The 17,475-nt window shown below is 49.1% G+C and carries 20 protein-coding genes; all 20 read left to right on the top strand.

What is annotated here, in order from left to right:
• Positions 1-205 precede the first annotated feature (205 nt).
• The 20 genes from trpE (at position 206) to CZ379_RS15910 (ending at position 17,460) form a co-directional block, all read left to right on the top strand.
• The gene (gene trpE / locus CZ379_RS15815) at positions 206-1,759 is read left to right on the top strand and encodes an anthranilate synthase component I (protein WP_110932499.1); all 1,554 of its coding nucleotides are present in this window, start codon (positions 206-208) and stop codon (positions 1,757-1,759) included.
• 28 nt (positions 1,760-1,787) lie between these two features.
• Positions 1,788-2,828, top strand: coding sequence for an anthranilate phosphoribosyltransferase (trpD, locus tag CZ379_RS15820; RefSeq protein WP_110932500.1), 1,041 nt, complete (start codon positions 1,788-1,790; stop codon positions 2,826-2,828).
• Positions 2,818-3,621 carry an indole-3-glycerol phosphate synthase TrpC gene (gene trpC / locus CZ379_RS15825; protein WP_110932501.1) on the top strand — a complete coding sequence of 268 codons (804 nt, stop codon included), beginning with the start codon at positions 2,818-2,820 and terminating at the stop codon, positions 3,619-3,621. The genes trpD and trpC overlap by 11 nt, the downstream gene beginning before the upstream one ends.
• A 28-nt stretch (positions 3,622-3,649) precedes the next feature.
• Positions 3,650-4,318 carry a phosphoribosylanthranilate isomerase gene (locus CZ379_RS15830; protein WP_110932502.1) on the top strand — a complete coding sequence of 223 codons (669 nt, stop codon included), beginning with the start codon at positions 3,650-3,652 and terminating at the stop codon, positions 4,316-4,318.
• The gene (trpB, locus tag CZ379_RS15835) at positions 4,315-5,514 is read left to right on the top strand and encodes a tryptophan synthase subunit beta (protein WP_110932503.1); all 1,200 of its coding nucleotides are present in this window, start codon (positions 4,315-4,317) and stop codon (positions 5,512-5,514) included. Before CZ379_RS15830 ends, trpB begins: the two co-directional genes overlap by 4 nt.
• On the top strand, positions 5,511-6,332 hold the full coding sequence (gene trpA, locus CZ379_RS15840) for a tryptophan synthase subunit alpha (RefSeq protein WP_110932504.1): 822 nt from the start codon (positions 5,511-5,513) through the stop codon (positions 6,330-6,332). The genes trpB and trpA overlap by 4 nt, the downstream gene beginning before the upstream one ends.
• Positions 6,333-6,356: 24 nt before the next feature.
• Positions 6,357-7,454 (top strand): histidinol-phosphate transaminase, encoded by a 1,098-nt coding sequence (gene hisC / locus CZ379_RS15845; protein WP_110932505.1) that lies wholly within the window; start codon positions 6,357-6,359, stop codon positions 7,452-7,454.
• Positions 7,455-7,507: 53 nt separating this feature from the next.
• Positions 7,508-8,608, top strand: a complete 1,101-nt coding sequence (locus tag CZ379_RS15850) for a prephenate dehydrogenase (protein ID WP_110932506.1) — start codon at positions 7,508-7,510, stop codon at positions 8,606-8,608.
• Positions 8,609-9,057: 449 nt separating this feature from the next.
• Complete coding sequence (locus CZ379_RS15855; RefSeq protein ID WP_110932507.1) at positions 9,058-9,651, top strand: RNA polymerase sigma factor; 594 nt, start codon at positions 9,058-9,060, stop codon at positions 9,649-9,651.
• Positions 9,648-10,250, top strand: a complete 603-nt coding sequence (locus tag CZ379_RS15860; RefSeq protein WP_110932508.1) for an anti-sigma factor — start codon at positions 9,648-9,650, stop codon at positions 10,248-10,250. The genes CZ379_RS15855 and CZ379_RS15860 overlap by 4 nt, the downstream gene beginning before the upstream one ends.
• 118 nt (positions 10,251-10,368) lie before the next feature.
• Complete coding sequence (locus CZ379_RS15865) at positions 10,369-10,971, top strand: histidine phosphatase family protein (RefSeq protein ID WP_110932509.1); 603 nt, start codon at positions 10,369-10,371, stop codon at positions 10,969-10,971.
• 94 nt (positions 10,972-11,065) lie between these two features.
• Positions 11,066-12,154, top strand: coding sequence for a hypothetical protein (locus CZ379_RS15870; protein ID WP_110932510.1), 1,089 nt, complete (start codon positions 11,066-11,068; stop codon positions 12,152-12,154).
• A 92-nt stretch (positions 12,155-12,246) separates the two neighbouring features.
• Positions 12,247-12,750: a gamma carbonic anhydrase family protein gene (locus tag CZ379_RS15875; RefSeq protein WP_110932511.1), complete on the top strand. Its 504-nt coding sequence runs from the start codon at positions 12,247-12,249 to the stop codon at positions 12,748-12,750.
• Positions 12,751-12,765: 15 nt separating this feature from the next.
• The gene (locus CZ379_RS15880; protein ID WP_110932512.1) at positions 12,766-12,963 is read left to right on the top strand and encodes an IDEAL domain-containing protein; all 198 of its coding nucleotides are present in this window, start codon (positions 12,766-12,768) and stop codon (positions 12,961-12,963) included.
• A 79-nt stretch (positions 12,964-13,042) separates the two neighbouring features.
• The gene (locus tag CZ379_RS15885; RefSeq protein WP_110932513.1) at positions 13,043-13,465 is read left to right on the top strand and encodes a DUF2487 family protein; all 423 of its coding nucleotides are present in this window, start codon (positions 13,043-13,045) and stop codon (positions 13,463-13,465) included.
• 186 nt (positions 13,466-13,651) lie between these two features.
• Positions 13,652-14,194 carry a Rieske 2Fe-2S domain-containing protein gene (locus CZ379_RS15890; protein WP_110932514.1) on the top strand — a complete coding sequence of 181 codons (543 nt, stop codon included), beginning with the start codon at positions 13,652-13,654 and terminating at the stop codon, positions 14,192-14,194.
• Between the two features lie 16 nt (positions 14,195-14,210).
• Entirely contained in the window at positions 14,211-14,882 is a 672-nt protein-coding gene (gene qcrB / locus CZ379_RS15895) for a menaquinol-cytochrome c reductase cytochrome b subunit (protein WP_009226991.1), read from the top strand.
• Positions 14,883-14,904: 22 nt separating this feature from the next.
• Positions 14,905-15,777 carry a menaquinol-cytochrome c reductase cytochrome b/c subunit gene (locus tag CZ379_RS15900; RefSeq protein WP_110932515.1) on the top strand — a complete coding sequence of 291 codons (873 nt, stop codon included), beginning with the start codon at positions 14,905-14,907 and terminating at the stop codon, positions 15,775-15,777.
• A 104-nt stretch (positions 15,778-15,881) separates the two neighbouring features.
• Positions 15,882-16,508 (top strand): DUF1405 domain-containing protein, encoded by a 627-nt coding sequence (locus CZ379_RS15905; protein WP_110932516.1) that lies wholly within the window; start codon positions 15,882-15,884, stop codon positions 16,506-16,508.
• 58 nt (positions 16,509-16,566) lie between these two features.
• Positions 16,567-17,460 carry a sporulation protein YpjB gene (locus tag CZ379_RS15910; protein ID WP_234404924.1) on the top strand — a complete coding sequence of 298 codons (894 nt, stop codon included), beginning with the start codon at positions 16,567-16,569 and terminating at the stop codon, positions 17,458-17,460.
• Positions 17,461-17,475: the final 15 nt, after the last annotated feature.

Consider the following 17,475-nt stretch of genomic DNA (forward strand, 5'->3'; position numbering starts at 1 on the left):
CAGCTGTCGTTATTTTGAGATACCGTGGTCTATCGCTAATTTGTTTCTTGTATTCAAGGGATCTGCATAGCCGTATATAAACTTGTGAGTCTAACCAACCTCTACTTCGGTAGAGGTTTTTTTATTTATACAGCAACGAAGCTTTTTACCTAGAGCCTAATTGTTTGAAAGGATCATAAACGTTGAGGAGAAGGAAGTGAAGGACATGACAACCGCGCATGTAGAAGAGGTAATCAAACTGGCCAAGGAATATAATTTAATCCCCATTGTACGTCCACTGCTGGCTGATATGGAGACGCCGATCCGCATTTTTCGCCGGGTCGCTCAGCGAGACCAGGCATTTTTGCTGGAAAGTGTAGAGGGAGGAATTCAGTGGGCCAGATATTCCTTCATTGGAACGGATCCTTTCATGATGGTTAAAGCAAAGAAAGGCAAGGTGGTCATCGAGCGGGCGGGAGAGCAGACGGAATTAGCTGGCAAGCCGTTGGAAGAGTTAAAAGCGATTCTGCGGAAATACCGCAGCCCGAAGCTGCCGGAGATGCCTCCGTTTACAGGCGGTGCGATCGGATTTTTCGGTTACGATTTGCTGCAATATTACGAGAAGCTGCCAGCCCATCAAGTAGATGATATGAATTTGCAAGACATTCAGTTTATGTTCTGTGACCGTGTGATTGTGTTCGACCATGTCAAACAGCAAATTTTGCTCGTCTCGAATGTCCATGTTCAGGAAGGCGATAGCGACGAAGATATTCGCCAAACCTATGAGCAGGCACAGCGAGCATTGGATGAGATGGCAGATCTGCTGCTGGATGAGGGGCCGGGCGAACGATTGAACCGCAGACCGGTTCCCGGCGACGTGGAGCTTGGGGATATTCAATCCAACATGACCAAGCAGCAATACCTTGAAATGGTGGAGAAAGGCAAGGAATATATCCGGGCGGGTGATATTTTTCAAGTAGTGCTGTCACAGCGTTTCCATATCGAGACGGAGGTAGATCCGCTCCATGTTTACCGGGTTTTACGCACGATGAATCCTTCCCCCTACATGTATTATTTGAAAATGGGCGAGGAAATCATTGTTGGAACTTCACCGGAGGCGCTCGTAAAGGTTGAAGGGGAGCGGGTTGAAACGCGCCCTATTGCTGGAACAAGGCCACGGGGAGCAACTGTCGAGGAAGACCAGGAGCTGGAGGCCGATTTGCTTCAGGATGAGAAGGAGCGGGCAGAGCATGTGATGCTCGTTGATTTAGGACGGAATGACCTGGGCCGTGTCTCCGAATTTGGCACCGTGAAATGCGAAAGCTACATGGACATCGAGCGGTATTCCCATGTGATGCATATGGTATCCAAAGTATCCGGCAAGCTGCGGAGCGACAAGGATTTCTTCGATGCCTTCATCTCTTGCCTGCCGGCAGGCACAGTTTCCGGGGCTCCGAAGCTGCGGGCGATGGAGATCATCGCCGAGCTGGAGCGTGAAGCTCGTGGCACTTATGCAGGCGCAATCGGTTATTTAGGCTTCTCAGGGAATATGGATTCCTGTATTACGATTCGCACGATCGTCTTCAAGAACGGCAAAGCGTATGTGCAGGCTGGTGGCGGAGTCGTATGGGATTCGCTGCCGGAGAATGAATATCAGGAGTCGATGAACAAGGCGAAGGCGCTGTTGAAGGCGATCCGAACCGCTGAAGCGATGTTTCCACCAGAAACGGGCGACGAGGCGGTCATCAACCAAGATTATTTGTATGAATATACCCCGTAATGAAAATAAGGATGAGGAGGAAGGAACTATGAGCGGACAGCAAATACTGCAAACGGTATTTAACCGATTGATACAAGGTCAGAATTTAGAGCGGGAGGAAGCGCGCGGTGTGATGGAGATGCTGATGAACGGCGAACTGACCCATGCCCAGATCGGTGGGCTCTTGACGGCTCTTCGCATCAAAGGAGAGACGGTCGACGAGATCGCCGGGTTTGCTGAAGTGATGCGCAATCACGCCAATCGTCTGCATACGGAAACGAAACAACTGCTGGATACTTGCGGTACTGGAGGCTCTGGCATTCATAAATTCAATATTTCTACGACATCGGCTATCGTTGCTTCATCGGTATCCGTCCGTGTCGCCAAGCATGGCAATCGTTCGGCCTCGGGCCGTGCCGGAAGTGCTGATGTGCTTGAAGCGCTCGGCGTGAACATTCATCTCAGTGCGGATCAGGCGAAGCATTGCTTGGATGATATCGGCATTTGCTTCCTCTTCGCCCAGTTGTATCATCCGTCCATGAAATATGCCGCGGCTCCGCGTAAAGAGTTGGGCGTGCGCACGGTGTTCAATATGCTTGGGCCTTTGACGAATCCGGCAGGAGCGGATCGTCAGGTGCTGGGCATTTATGATCGGGATAAGACAGAGACTGTTGCTGAAGTATTAAAAGAGCTGGGGCTAAAGCGTGCTCTTGTTGTGACGAGTCACGAAGGACTGGATGAGATCAGCATCTCATCGGCAACGCGAATCTCGGAATTGAGAAACGGAACCGTGACGACCTATGATGTGCATCCAAGCGAGCTTGGCCTTGGCACTTATCCGCTTAGCGAGATGATGGGTGGCGACCCGGCCACGAACGCGGACATTATTCGCCGCGTACTGCAAGGAGAGAAGGGAGCTTATCGGGATGTTGTGCTCGCCAATGCTGGTGCATGCATTTACGTTTCGGGTCTAGCGGACAGTATCCGCGAAGGAGTAGTTATCGCTGCGGAATCGATTGATTCTGGCAAAGCTTATGGTAAACTGGAGCAGCTAATTAAAACTACGGAGGCACTTAGCTATGTATCTTGATAAAATTGTGGAAACGAAGCGTCAGGAAGTTGCTGCATTGGCAGCTGATTTCTCGCAAAATGAAGCCGAGCGGCTCATTGCCGGCATGAGCCCGGCTCGCGGCTTTCATCGGGCATTGACGGAAGGGCGTAAGCGGAAGCTGGGGCTAATTGCCGAAGTAAAGAAGGCCTCCCCATCCAAAGGCTTGATTCGTCCGGATTTCCATCCGGTGGAAATTGCCCGCAGCTATGAGGCTGCTGGAGCAGACTGCATTTCTGTTCTTACTGATGTAGCTTATTTTCAGGGCAGTGGTGACTATTTGCAAGCCATTCGCGAGGCTGTCCAGCTGCCGTTATTACGGAAGGATTTTATTATCGATGAACGGCAAATTTATGAAGCAAGGCTGCTTGGGGCAGATGCGGTGCTGCTGATCGCGGCTATTCTAGACGATACACAGCTGCGGGATTATCTGCAGGTTGCAGCTTCGCTAGGGCTTGATTCCTTGGTGGAAGTTCATGATCAAACTGAACTGGATCGTGTGCTCAGCCTCGGAACGGCTAAGCTGATCGGCATTAATAATCGTAATTTAAAGACGTTTGAGACGACGCTGCAAGTGACGGCGGATTTGGCGAAGCAGATCCCTGACGATGTTACGCTGATTAGCGAGAGCGGCATCCAAACGCCGGGGGATATTCAGTTTTTGGCGGATTGCGGGGCTAAAGGCGTGCTCATTGGCGAGACGTTCATGCGTCAGCCGGATGTGGAGCAGGCCGTGTATGATGTTATGGGTTCACGGAGCAAAATCGGACAATAATCTTATAGGTGAAGGGAGCCCTTAGAAAATGAGCAGTACAGCGGTAAAAATTTGTGGACTTCAATCCGTTGAAGTGCTAAAATCTATGGTACACTTACCTATAGATTATATTGGCTTTGTGTTCGCCAAGAGCAAGCGTCAGGTAAGCGGGGCTCAGGCTGCTGAACTAATTCCTATACTTCAGGAATGGATAGCGGGAACCGCTCCAGCAAGCGTGGGCGTGTTCGTTAATCCGACTCTACCGGAGCTTTCGCGAATTTTAGCGGAGGCTCCTCTCGATATAATACAGCTGCATGGTTTGGAAACGCCTGAGTTTTGCCGAGAGGTGAAGCAGGCGTTCGGGATGAAGATTTTTAAGGCTTTGTCAGTTAAAGAAGATGGCTCGATTCATCACGAACGTCCGTTGGCCGGATATGAAGGCGTAATTGACGGTCTGCTATTGGACACGTACGATCCGTTATATGGCGGAGGCTCAGGCAAGACCTTTGCTTGGGAACGAGCGGAGCCCTACAAGGCATGGGCGAAGCAGCATAAGATAGAGTTCCTTGCTGCAGGCGGTCTTCATCCCGGTAATGTGGAGGAACTGATTAGTTGCCTCTCGCCGGATGGGGTAGACGTATCCAGCGGTGTAGAGACGGACGGAGTAAAGGATATTACTAAAGTAAGAGCATTCGTGGAGAGGGTGAAAGGGAAATGACGCAAGTACCTGACGAACAGGGGCGATTTGGTCCCTTTGGCGGCCGTTATGTGCCGGAGACATTAATGAACGCGCTCATCGAACTGGAGGAATCATACCGTAAATACGAGGATGATCCAGAATTTTTGGAGGATATCCGCTATTTATTGAAGCAATATTCGGGCAGGGAAACTCCGCTCTATTATGCGAAGCGATTGACGGAACATCTGGGCGGAGCCAAGATATATTTGAAGCGCGAGGATTTGAACCATACCGGAGCGCATAAAATCAATAACGCGATCGGGCAAGCCTTGCTGGCCAAGCGGATGGGCAAGAACAAGGTCATTGCGGAGACCGGCGCCGGACAGCATGGTGTAGCGACTGCAACGGTAGCCGCCTTGCTTGGGCTGGAATGCAAGGTGTTCATGGGCGAGGAGGACACGAAGCGCCAGCAGCTTAACGTATTTCGAATGAAACTGCTTGGAGCCGAGGTTGTGCCTGTTATGTCCGGGACGCGCACATTGAAGGATGCGTGCAACGAAGCGCTTCGCTATTGGGTGAGCAACGTTCAGGACACCTTCTACATTCTTGGGTCAGCGACAGGGCCGCATCCATACCCGATGATGGTGCGTAACTTCCAGCGTGTTATCGGCGATGAGACGCGCCGGCAAATCATAGAGGCGGAGGGGCGGCTGCCTGATATGCTCGTTGCTGCGGTCGGCGGGGGCAGCAATGCGATCGGCATGTTCTATCCTTTCGTAGAGGACACATCCGTTCAACTGATCGGTGTAGAGGCTGCGGGCAGAGGGGTGGATACCGAGTATCACGCGGCAACGATGACCAAGGGGACAAAAGGGGTATTCCAAGGATCGATGAGCTATTTGCTTCAGGATGATCACGGGCAAGTGCTGCCGGCGCATTCCATTTCGGCGGGACTCGATTATCCCGGCGTCGGGCCCGAGCATTCGTATTTGAAGGATATTAAGCGAGCGAAGTATGTGCCGATTACGGATGCAGAGGCCCTGGAAGCGCTTGGAATGCTAAGCCGTACGGAAGGCATTATTCCTGCGCTGGAGTCCGCGCATGCCGTGGCACAGGTTACGAAGCTTGCTCCTTCGATGAACAGGGATGAAATTATCGTCATTTGCCTATCGGGGCGCGGGGATAAAGATGTCGAGTCGATCATGGCTTATACGGAAGGAGCGGAGCACTCATGAATGCAGCGGCATTAAATGAATTGGATTTGACTTTTGAACGGCTTAAAGCCGAGGGAAAAACAGCGCTTATGCCGTTTATCACCGTCGGCGATCCGGATCCAGATACAACCGTAGATATTCTCGTGACTCTACAGGACGCCGGTGCTGATATTGTGGAGCTTGGCGTTCCGTATTCTGATCCATTAGCTGACGGCCCCGTCATTCAGCGTGCTTCCGAGCGGGCCCTTGTGCGCCAAATAACAATCCAGACTTGTCTGGATACCGCGCGCAAGGCTAAGGAGCGCGGTGTGACGATGCCGTTCGTGCTGTTTACTTACTATAATCCTGCCCTGCAAATCGGGCTTGAGCGATTCTTCGCCATGCTGCAGGAGACGGGGATTAGCGGTCTTATTATTCCTGACCTACCTTTTGAGGAATCGCCGGAGGTACTTGCGCTTGCTGATGCGGCTAACATTAGGCTCGTTCCGCTTGTCGCTCCAACCTCCAACGACCGGATTGCCCGGATCATGTCCTCTGCAAGAGGGTTTATTTACTGCGTCTCGTCCCTTGGCGTTACTGGGGAAAGGACTTCGTTCTATGATGGCGTGGAGCAGTTCATAAATACTGTTAGAGCCCAAACCGACTTGCCTGTAGCGATCGGCTTCGGAATTTCCAGCAAAGAGCAGGTACGCCGCTTCTCGGAAATTTGTGACGGTGTCGTAATCGGCAGTGCGATTGTACGTAAAATTGAGGAATCTATTCCTTTATTACAAAATAAAGATACGAAATCACAGGGCTTATTGCAAATCCGTAACTTTGTGGCACAATTAAAATCATAGTCGTTATTGAAGGAGGAGCTTCAGATGCTGCCAAAATCCCGAATAGTCAACCTTCCTGTTTACCAGCCAGGCAAGCCTGCTGAGGAAGTGAGAAAGGAACTAGGCTTGGAGGAAGTCATTAAACTGGCCTCCAATGAAAACCCATATGGCTGCTCTCCGCGTGCCCGCGCGGCCATTGAAGCAGAATTCACCAACATCACGCAATACCCGGACGGCAGCGCGGCGGAACTAACAGAAATGCTTGCCGAGCATTTGGGTGTGAAGCGGGAACAAATTATTTTTGGCTGCGGCTCAGATGAAGTTATCGCGTTGATCTGCCGGGCGTTTTTGCTGCCTGGGGACGAAACGGTTATGGCTGACCAGACCTTTTCGGTCTACGATACGAATTCGCAGATCGAAGGAGCGGCCGTTATTGAAGTCCCGCTGCAGGACGGGACGCATGATTTAGAGGGGATGCTTGCTAAAGTCGGAGAGAAGACAAAGATTGTCTGGATTTGCAATCCAAACAACCCGACGGGTACTATCGTTTCAGATGATGCTTTGAGATCTTTCCTTGACCGCGTTCCAGATCATGTTCTCGTTGTACTTGATGAGGCTTATGCGGAATACGTCACCGACGATTCTTATCCAAACGGAATCAGTCTGCTAAGCAAGTATCCTAACGTCATTGTACTGCGTACGTTCTCCAAAATTTATGGGCTTGCTTCCTTGCGGATTGGTTATGGTGTTGGACTGCCGGAGGTTATTCAGTTAATTAATCGGGTACGAGAACCGTTTAATACTTCCCGCTTCGGTCAAGCGGCTGCCAAGGCCTCGATTGCTGATCAAGAGTTCGTACAGGAGTGCCGCGAGAAGAACGCCGAAGGCATTCAATTTTTAAGCGCAGAGTTCGATCGTCTTGGCTTGGCTTATTTTCCAGCGCATGGCAACTTCATGATGGTTAAGGTTAATAAGCCGGGCGGGGAAGTGTTCCAGGCGATCATGAAGCTTGGCATTATCGTTCGTTCCGGTTTTGGCAAGTACCCGGACTATATCCGTGTGACTGTAGGAAGCAAAGAACAGAATGCGAAGTTTATCGCTGCTTTAGAGCAAGTATTGAACAAAGATCAAGTCCAAGTCTAGCTTGGAACAAAAGTGTGTTGTAAATCCAAATCGTAGAAATCGAGTGAGAATTCATGTCAATCAAAGTAGCTATTTTCGGAGTAGGATTGATCGGCGGCTCACTGGCGCTTTGCCTGAAGGGCAAGCCCGGCATAACTGTTGTCGGGCATAGCCATCGCCGGGAGTCTCAACAAAGAATTATGGAGCGCGGCGTCGTAGACGCCGTGACCTTATCTATGGAAGAAGCGGCGTCAGACGCCGACTTCATTTTTTTGTGTGTGCCAGTAGGAAAGCTAGAGCCGTATTTGCATAAGCTGAGCGAGCTGCCGCTGAAAGAAGGATGTATTATTACGGATGTAGGCAGCACGAAAGCCTCGGTAGCTGCTTGTGCGGCAACGTTCAACCGTTCGGGGGTTCATTTCATCGGCGGCCATCCGATGGCCGGATCGGAGCGCTCTGGGGTGGAGGCGGCCTCTTCGCTGCTATTTGAAAATGCGTATTATGTGTTGACACCTTCAGAGGATGTCCCAGAGGAGTCCTATGAGCAACTGGAGAAGCTCCTATCGCATACGAAAGCGCAGATCGTCCGGGTGGATCCGGTGCTGCATGATGAAATTGTCGGTGCGATCAGCCATTTGCCGCATATTATTGCGGTAGCTCTTGTGAATCAAATTCGCGGTTACAACGATGCAGACGCCAATAGCTTGTATCGCAGGCTGGCCGCTGGCGGGTTTCGGGATATCACGCGGATCGCTTCAAGTGATCCCGTTATATGGCGCGACATTCTCCTCAGCAATCGGAAGATTCTGCTTACTTTGCTGAAAGATTGGAACTATGAAATCGAGGGCTTCATTCAATTGCTGGAATCGCAAGATGGAGAGGGCATTGAGGCAGCGTTCAAAACCGCCAACCAATTCCGCAGCGAGCTGCCGGAGCGGCGCAAAGGCGCGATTACTTCGCTGTATGATATTTATATCGACGTCCCGGATCACCCTGGTATTATCGGACAGATTGCAACGCTGCTCGGCGATCAGCACATTAACCTCAGCAATATGCAAATTATTGAGAGCCGTGAGGACGTACCTGGGGTCATGCGCTTGTCATTTCGCCAGGAGCCGGAGATGGAGCGGGCGAAGCAGCTGCTGCAATCTTTGAATTATAAAGTGTATGTTTAAGCGGCGAAGGTGCTCGGCACCTTCTGCTAAATGTAAATGTAAGCGATTTTAAAAATAGTGTTGACAGAATGAAAACGTATACAATATAATAGAACTACAGTATGGTTTCTCTCCACTCCTATCCAATAACTGTTGCTCTAAATTGAGCAGTGACCACTTTGCGAAGTGGTCTTTTTTTTTTGCTTTCTGAATTGAATAGAAAATTTATGCAACCTTATGCCGGCGGCTTGCGTCTAGTCATTAGAAGTAGGCTACATAGCTTTTATTTTTCAAATCAAAATTCTATGGTATAATATTCAAGGAATGTATGACTGCCTGTAGTACAGAAATAATTTGGTTTTTAAAATATTTTGTTTAGAAACCGCAACTTTTTGGATCCTGTTCGGTAATAAAGAGGAGAGAGTCGAACGGGAAGAAGCACATGGATGGGCGAGGAGGATCGCACTCAAATGACGGATTCCCAAATGATTCGTGAAATTAAGGAAGGCAATACGGAGCTGTATTCGGAATTAATGCGAAGATATCAACGTAAAATTTTGGCCTTCATCTACCACATGTTAAAGAGTGCTCATTTAGAGCTGATGGCAGAAGATTTATGCTCGGAAACGTTCTATAAAGCATTTCGGAGTTTGCACTCCTTCCGTGAAGTGGATGCATCATTTTCAACATGGCTGTATACGATCGCTAGGAATACCGTGCTTAGCGAGCTCCGCAAGCAGCGCGCTGGAAGCGTTCCGCTGGAAGAAAGCGGCGTTGTGCCGGTAGCGCCAAGCGAGCTTGTGCCAGAGCAAGCGATACTAAGAAGCGAGAAAGTTGGAATGGTGCGCGAAGCGATTAACAACCTTCCGGAAAAGCAAAGGTCGGCGTTAATTCTCCGCGAGTACGACCAATTGGACTATCAAGAGATCGCGAACGTGCTAGGACAAAGTGTGAGCGCGGTGAAATCCTTGTTGTTCCGTGCACGCAGCAGCGTGAAAAGTCAGCTTGAACCCTACTTTTATGAACAGATTTACGAGCCGTATGAAGGGATGAAAAGCAGATGAATTGTAGAGAGGCCCAAGAGCTGTTCGGCTTAATGCCCGACTTACCGGACAATCACCCCCAGCGTAAAATGCTGGAGTGGCATGTTTTGGGCTGCGAATACTGTGCAGCTGAATATTCTGCGTGGCAGGAAAGTATGGAAATGATCCATGAACTGCCAGCGGAGGTGTCAGCTGAGGAAGCCGAGCGAATTAACCGCATAGTTATGGATCGAATCTATGCGGAATCTCCTTGGCTCGCGCCTGGCGGTGAGCATAGCAGAGTGACCAATCGCCTTAGAAAACGTGTGTCGATATGGTCAGCCTGTTTTTTGGCAGTATTCTTGTGCAGCTTTCTCGTTTTTATCATTGGCGGGTATGGCCAGAACAATCAATCAATCAAGCCAGCAACAGGCGTTTTGCAGCCTGCAGTGGTGACGGCGGATCGGAGCAACGCTTCCGAGTTGCCTATATTTGACCTGTCGAGCGTATCAAGAGGAATTGTTGAGCCATTTGTTGTGCAAATGGGCCCTGCATATCCACAGTACTGGATGATTTTATCGATGGCTGGAATGGTGCTGGCGTTGATCTCTTTCAAGGGCATACGCCGGGTAAGAAGATAATTGAAATAGCAATCCCCAGCGCTTCTTCACCTCTATCGGGAAGGAGCGTTTGTTTTAAAAAAAATGAACCAACCATATATATTGCCCATCAACATAGCAAACTAGGCGGAGGTACTACATGATTGTCGGATTAATTCGTCATGGACTAACAGATTGGAACGCGGCAGGCAAAATTCAAGGACAGAGTGATATACCGCTCAACGATGAGGGGCGGAAGCAAGCTGTCAGGCTAGCGGAAAGGCTTAAATACGAAAGTGATACGCAGCCTTGGGATTTTATCATTACTAGCGGTTTATCGCGCGCTCAGGAAACGGGGTTGATCATTGCCGATATATTGGGCATCCCAGTATATGATCCCGATTCGAGATTAATGGAGCGGGCATTCGGTCAAATCGAAGGCTTAACCTCTGAGGAGCGGGAATCGTTATGGGGCAAAGATTGGAACACGCTTGATCTTGGTCAAGAGAAGGACGAGGATATTCGCAAGCGTGCCCTTGAATTTATGGAAGAGCTGAATGGGCGCTATCCTGATAAGCATATTCTTGTTGTATCTCACGGCGCGCTGCTGGCTCAACTTTATATCGCCTTGTATGACAACAAATACACGGAGCGGATCGGCAACCTGTCGCTGACAATCGTGGAGAAGAAGGAACGGGATTGGAATTTGCTGCTGTATAATTGTACTCGGCATTTAGAGGGAAATTTGAAAGGAACGAAATAATCCGGCAGACCAGCCGGGTTATTTTTTTTGCGAATTTCGGAATAAAAGCTGCAAATATTCCCATAATGGTAGTAAAACAGCGAGGCGGTAAAATATGAACTTGGCGGAAATGCTCACTTTTGCCGATATCGGACAGCTTAGTAGAATAGCGGATCATTACCAATGCGAATGCAACGGAAATTCCAAGCGCGATTTGATACAGTCGATCCTTCAAACGATTGGGCGAAGAGAGTTTATAGAACAACATATCGATCAATTAAGCCTGGAAGACTTACGCTTTCTGAATATGCTGCTCTTCGACGGTAGACGCCAGTTCAGTTTGGAAGAATTAATCGCCTGTGCTCAGCAGTCGCGTTTCACCCAGGACGCAAAAGACCGCGAGAGCCCCAGGGATGTCATCACTAGATTCAGGCAGCGAGGATGGCTGTTTAACGGTTCAACGGCAAGGACGATGTACCTGTTCGAGGTTCCCGAGGATTTGAAACGGCGCTTCAAAGAGACGCTGGAGACCCGCTTTAAATCGTCGATCAAAAAAGCGGACACGGAGCCTACAGTCTACAGGGAGGAGTACGACCTGCTCCCAAAGGATTTAACAGAGCTGCTCGGTTATGTGAATCATCATGACATTCCCTTGAATGCGGAAGGTGTCATGTATCGCAGAAACCAAATGCAGCTTATGGAGAAGCTTCATGTTGCCGAACCGCTGGTAGGGAGAGGCTGGAGGTTTGGTTATGGACGCAGGTTCAAGGATTATCCGAGCCGCCTTGCGTTATTGTACGACTACGCTTATCACATGAGGTGGATTCGCGAGGAAGGTGGATTATTGGTTTTGACCGCTAACGGAAGCGAGTATCTTGCGGAGAATAAACATGAACCGATGATACAGTTTGTTAGCTTTTGGTTAAGACTTTATAAAGGGCCTATCCCTAACTTGCTATCTCTGATGTATTGGATAGAGCGTTGTTCCGCCGAATGGGTGACAGTAGCTTCGCTGTTCGAGAGAATGGAGCTATTGATCAAACCGTTTTTCTACGATACTCCGGAGTCGATTTTTGAAGAACGCATTTTGCGGATGATGCTGCATCTGGGAATGCTGCGGATCGGTGAAGACGATTCGCGCGAAAGATTTGTACAGACGACGCCCTTCGGGAAACACTGTGTTCAGCAGCTTCAAAAACGTTGAGTTCTCATGAAGAATAGGCTTCCTTACATCATTGACAACGGCAAATCGTACTGTTACAATCACTCCCAATCAATTGCGGAGGAGTGGCTATCATGTTACTGGAATACGGTGGAAAACGACCTGTTGTGGACGCTTCAGTATTTGTCGCAGAGGGTGCAAAGCTTATCGGTGACATAACCATGGGTAAGGATAGTAGTGTTTGGTTTAACGCTGTACTTAGAGGAGATTTAGCGGAGATCGTCATTGGCGAGAGAACCAATCTTCAAGATGGGGTTGTTGGCCATGTGAATACCGGCCAGCCCTTGATCGTTGGAGATAATGTCTCTGTCGGCCACGCCGCGATTATCCACGGCTGTCATATAGGCAAAGGCACTTTAATTGGGATGGGGGCTATCATCTTAAACGGAGCTGCTATTGGTGAATATGCTTTAATAGGAGCAGGTTCTTTAGTCACGGAAAACACAGTTATCCCCCCATATACGCTTGCTTTGGGTTCACCCGCAAGGGTTGTCCGCGAGCTTACGGAAGCCGATTTGCGGCGGATGAAGCTTACAACCGACAGTTATGTAGTGAAAGGAAAAGAATACAGGATCTAGTTGGAGGTGCATCCTATGGATCAAATGAAGGTAACTTACGAAGTGATGCTTGGCCTTGCTGCGGAGATGATATGGGATGAAGCTCTGCGTAAACATCGTTCCGAGCAAATTTACAGTGAAATTGATTCCGCTTTGGCCAAGGGTGACGAGGAAGCTTTTCGAGCTTTGACAGAAGAGCTGAAGGCGCTGGAGGACTTGAAGGAATGCCGCTGACGGCATTCCTTTTTCTTCGTTCTTTTAATTCATGGCATCCCTGTATATAATGTTTACAGAATTAAGGAAGGGGATAATTATGAAATTCAGTGAAATAGAAGCAGACACATGGGAAGAATTGCGTCCGTATTTAGACACATGCCTTATACCGGTTACTGGGCTAAGCGGGAGCGAGCAGCCCTATGAAGTAACGGCAGCGTTGGAGAGATTGAGAGACGTGATGGACTGGATCGAGCTACCTTTCAAAGGTAGAGTAGTTACTTATCCTTCTTTTCAATATGGTAGGGAAAATATTTTGTCGCAAATAAATGAAATATGTCATAATGTCAAGTTATCCGGATTTGCCTATATTATTGTCGTATCTGCTGATATGAACCTGCCTTCGGAAAGGATTACGAATGCCGATCTAATCGTTGACCCAAGCTGGGTTGAGGGGATTGGCAGCCAGGAAGCGGGAGCCGTCTTGGGAAGGCAAATTCAACAAATGTGGATAGAGAGCTAAAAATGCTAATTGTGACAAATTATCAACATTTTATAGACTCCTTAAGCGTCGGGAGCGTAAAAAGACGACGGATATTCTTGACGCTCTCAGAACCCTAATATATTATTAATATGTCTTACCAAAACATGTGATATTTATCATTGAAACGGGAGAGAGAATTGGCTTGCAAAGGGGGTTGAAGAGAGTATGAGCATTCATAACGACGAGCATGAATCATCGCATAAACCGCCTACACGTAAGGAAATGTCCCGTCGGCAGTTTCTTACATATACGCTGGGAGGCGCTACCGCTTTCATGGTAGGGGGTGCAGCGCTGCCAATGGTACGTTTTGCTGTAGATCCGATTCTGCAGAAGAAAGGCGAGGGCACTTTTGTTAAGGTGGTTGAAGCCAGTAAGATAACCAATGAACCGCAGGAGTTCACGTTCGAACTGCAGCAGCAGGATGGCTGGTACTTGAGTACAGCGTCACTCGTCGCTTGGATCCGCAAAGATGACAGCGGCAAAATTTATGCGCTTTCACCGATCTGTAAGCATTTGGGTTGTACGGTCGGCTGGAATAGCAACGCGAATTTCCCTGACGAGTATCATTGTCCTTGTCATGGCGCGCACTATACGAAAGAAGGCAAGCAGTTGGCTGTTGCATCCGCTCCGCTTGACGAATACAAAGTCATGCTGAAGGATGATTGGGTCTATTTGGGAGATATCATCCCGAATAGTATCGTGAAATAAGGAGGCGTAGATTCGGATGTTTAAAAATGTGTACAACTGGATTGATGAACGTCTTGATATCACGCCGATTTGGAGAGATGTTGCAGACCATGAGGTTCCGGAGCACGTTAACCCTGCGCATCATTTCTCCGCTTTCGTGTACTGTTTCGGCGGCTTGACGTTCTTTATTACTGTAATCCAGATTCTGTCGGGAATGTTCCTTACAATGTATTACGTTCCTGATATTATTAATGCTTATGCCAGTGTCGAGTATTTGCAGACTCAGGTCGCATTCGGCCAAATCGTCCGCGGTATGCATCACTGGGGAGCAAGCTTGGTTATCGTCATGATGTTCCTCCACACCCTGCGTGTATTCTTCACAGGCTCGTATAAAGCGCCGCGGGAGATGAACTGGGTTGTGGGCATGCTCATATTCTTCGTCATGATCGGACTTGGTCTGACCGGATATCTGCTGCCATGGGACAACAAAGCCTATTTCGCAACAAAAGTTACATTGGAAATTGCTAACTCTGTACCTGTTCTCGGACCTGTCATCAAAGAACTGCTTCAAGGCGGTTCCATTGTAGGGGCTGAGACGCTTACTCGGTTCTTCGCTATTCACGTGTTCTTCCTTCCGGCCGTGCTGCTTATCCTTCTGGTAGGACACTTTATTATGATCCGCAGACAGGGTATTTCCGGTCCGCTATAAAATTGAGAAGGGAGGCATTAACATGGCTAACGTAGACAAATCGAAGGAAAAAGTCGTATTTGTCGGCGATTCGCGCGTACGAAAGGGCAACGGATTTATCACTCCTCCCGATTATACGGCATATCCAGGCAAATCGGAGGCATTTATTCCGAACTTTTTGTTAAAAGAATGGATGGTTGGCGTAGTTGTACTTGTTGGCTTCCTAGTACTAACCATTTCGGAGCCAGCGCCGCTCGGTTATCCAGCCAACCCAAGCGCGTCGGTCATCCCGATGCCGGACTGGTACTTCCTGTTCCTCTATCAGTACTTGAAGTATCCGTACGCTTCAGGAGATTGGGTAGTACTTGGAACATTGGGTATTCCCGGCGTAGCTTTTGGCGGCTTAATGCTCGCTCCGTTTCTGGATCGGGGGAAGGAACGCCGCTTCTATCGCCGTCCGATTGCTTCCTCGTTGATGTTCCTGTCTCTTGCAGCGGTCGTTTACTTGACGAACGTAGCCTGGACGCATTACAAGCATGAGCTTGAAGCGTCGGGAGCGCAGCCTGAGCACATTCAACGCGAAGAAGAGGCTAGGGAGAAACGGGAACAAGGCTTGCCTACCTCAAATGCGGTAAGGCAAAAAGAAGTTGCCATTGTAGATAAGGACGATCCTGCCATGGAATTCTACAAGAAGGCGACCTGTATCAACTGCCACGCCGCTGATTTGAAGGGAACAGCCGCTCCTTCATTGCGCGGGATCGGAGACAAGCATAGCAAGGATGAGATCCTAACAATCATCAAAGATGGATACAAGTCGATGCCGCCGATGTATGATGCTGCTACTACTGCGGGTCTTACGGATGAGGATATCGACCACTTGGCTGAATGGCTTGCGAAACAAAAAGCCGAGCAGTAAAATAGATATGAAACAAAAACCTGATCGTTATTATGCGATCAGGTTTTTGTTTCATGGAATCCAGGGTTGCCAAGCGAAACCAAGGTATGGAAGGGGCATGTGTGTTGAGACTGTCTTTGTTATGGAGCCGGGAATTTCTTTCGAGCCGATTCATATTATGGGCTCTATTTATTAGTAATCTTCTAGGCACGATTTATGGATACATATGGTATGGCGAGCAGCTGCAGGAGACATGGGCCAACTATCCGCGTTGGTTAATTCCATTTGTTCCGGACAGCCCGACGGCGAGTCTGTTTTTTACGTTAGCACTGCTATTTCTAATGTTTCCTAACCCCTTATCGAAGTATCATAGAGTTCGGACACTAATAGAAGCGCTGGCGGTCGTGACGAGCGTCAAATACGGTGTCTGGGCAGTAAGCATCATATTTGCCGGAGCCTATCAAGGTAATGCGCTGGTATGGCAGGATTGGATGCTAGTCGCTTCTCATTTAGCTATGGCCGTGGAAGCGTTATTGTTCGTGCGTCTATTTAAATACGGAACGATCATGCTGCTTGTAGCTGGCGCCTGGACCTTCCTCAATGACTTCGTGGATTATTCATTTGGCGTATATCCTTGGCTGCCGCAGGTGCTTTGGGATAATGTCGGCGCAGTTATGATCTTTACCGTAGCGTTAACAGGTGTCAGTATAGTTGCCGGCTGGATTGCAATGAGAGCGGCCCAAAGAATATAACTCTGTTCTAACGAGGGACAGCCTGCCATACCATGATTGGTAAGGGGGGATGTCCGTGATGCGGGGAAAGAATAGACGGGCGCTGCTGGTGCTGTTGTCTGTACTGCTATTTGTAGGCTGGACTGTACAGCTCCCGGGTATGGTCGCTGCCATGGGAACGGATTCTGCAGTGCTTTCCGCTAAAGAGCGGGATGAGAGATTGAGGAGCTTCGAGGCGGTGACGGAGCGATTGTACAATGCGATGCAGCAGATGGATACATCTACAGTTCATCGTGAAATGGATCAATTAATTCAGGCGCTGGAGGGGCTCTCTTTTAAAGGCTTGACATCGGTAGACGGAATTCATGCTTTGGCTGAATGTATTATAGACACGCGCGAGTCGATAAATCGGGTGAAGCTGTCCCCGGAAGCGTGGATGGAGACCTCTGCGAGGTTAAGATTGGCTGTAAACAGCTTGACGCATAAACAGGATGCCTTGTGGCGGCAATACTACAAAGTGATGTCCAGCAGTTTGCAGGATATGGGTAAAGCGCGCTCGGGCGGTAACCGAACGGAATTTAAGGAGGCGCTGCAGTCTTTGCAGGCAAATTATGACTTGATCAGACCGGCAGCGATTATTCAAAGAGAACCTTGGGATATTCATAAATTCGATTCATGGCTTTCGTATATCGCGCGGGTCGGCAGCGAAGCCTCCTGGGACGAAGCGGCGTTGAAGGAGGCGATCAACCAGGGAGCTCCGTTGCTGCAGGAGCTGTTCGGGCGCAAGGGTCATGAGCCTGTGTTTATGCCTCTTATCGGCTCAGGAAGCCCATGGTATTGGAGCGGCCTGATTGGCGGCTGGATTATGCTCGCCCTGACCTATACCGGAATGCGCAAATATCAAGCCGAACAAGCCGTTTCTTCTGTGCGCAGACCCAAGGGGAATGGCGGTTTGTTCAACAAGCGAGAATGAAGCCGCGACTAATGA

This window comes from Paenibacillus bouchesdurhonensis (assembly GCF_900155685.1).
Taxonomy (GTDB): Bacteria; Bacillota; Bacilli; order Paenibacillales; family Paenibacillaceae; genus Fontibacillus; species Fontibacillus bouchesdurhonensis.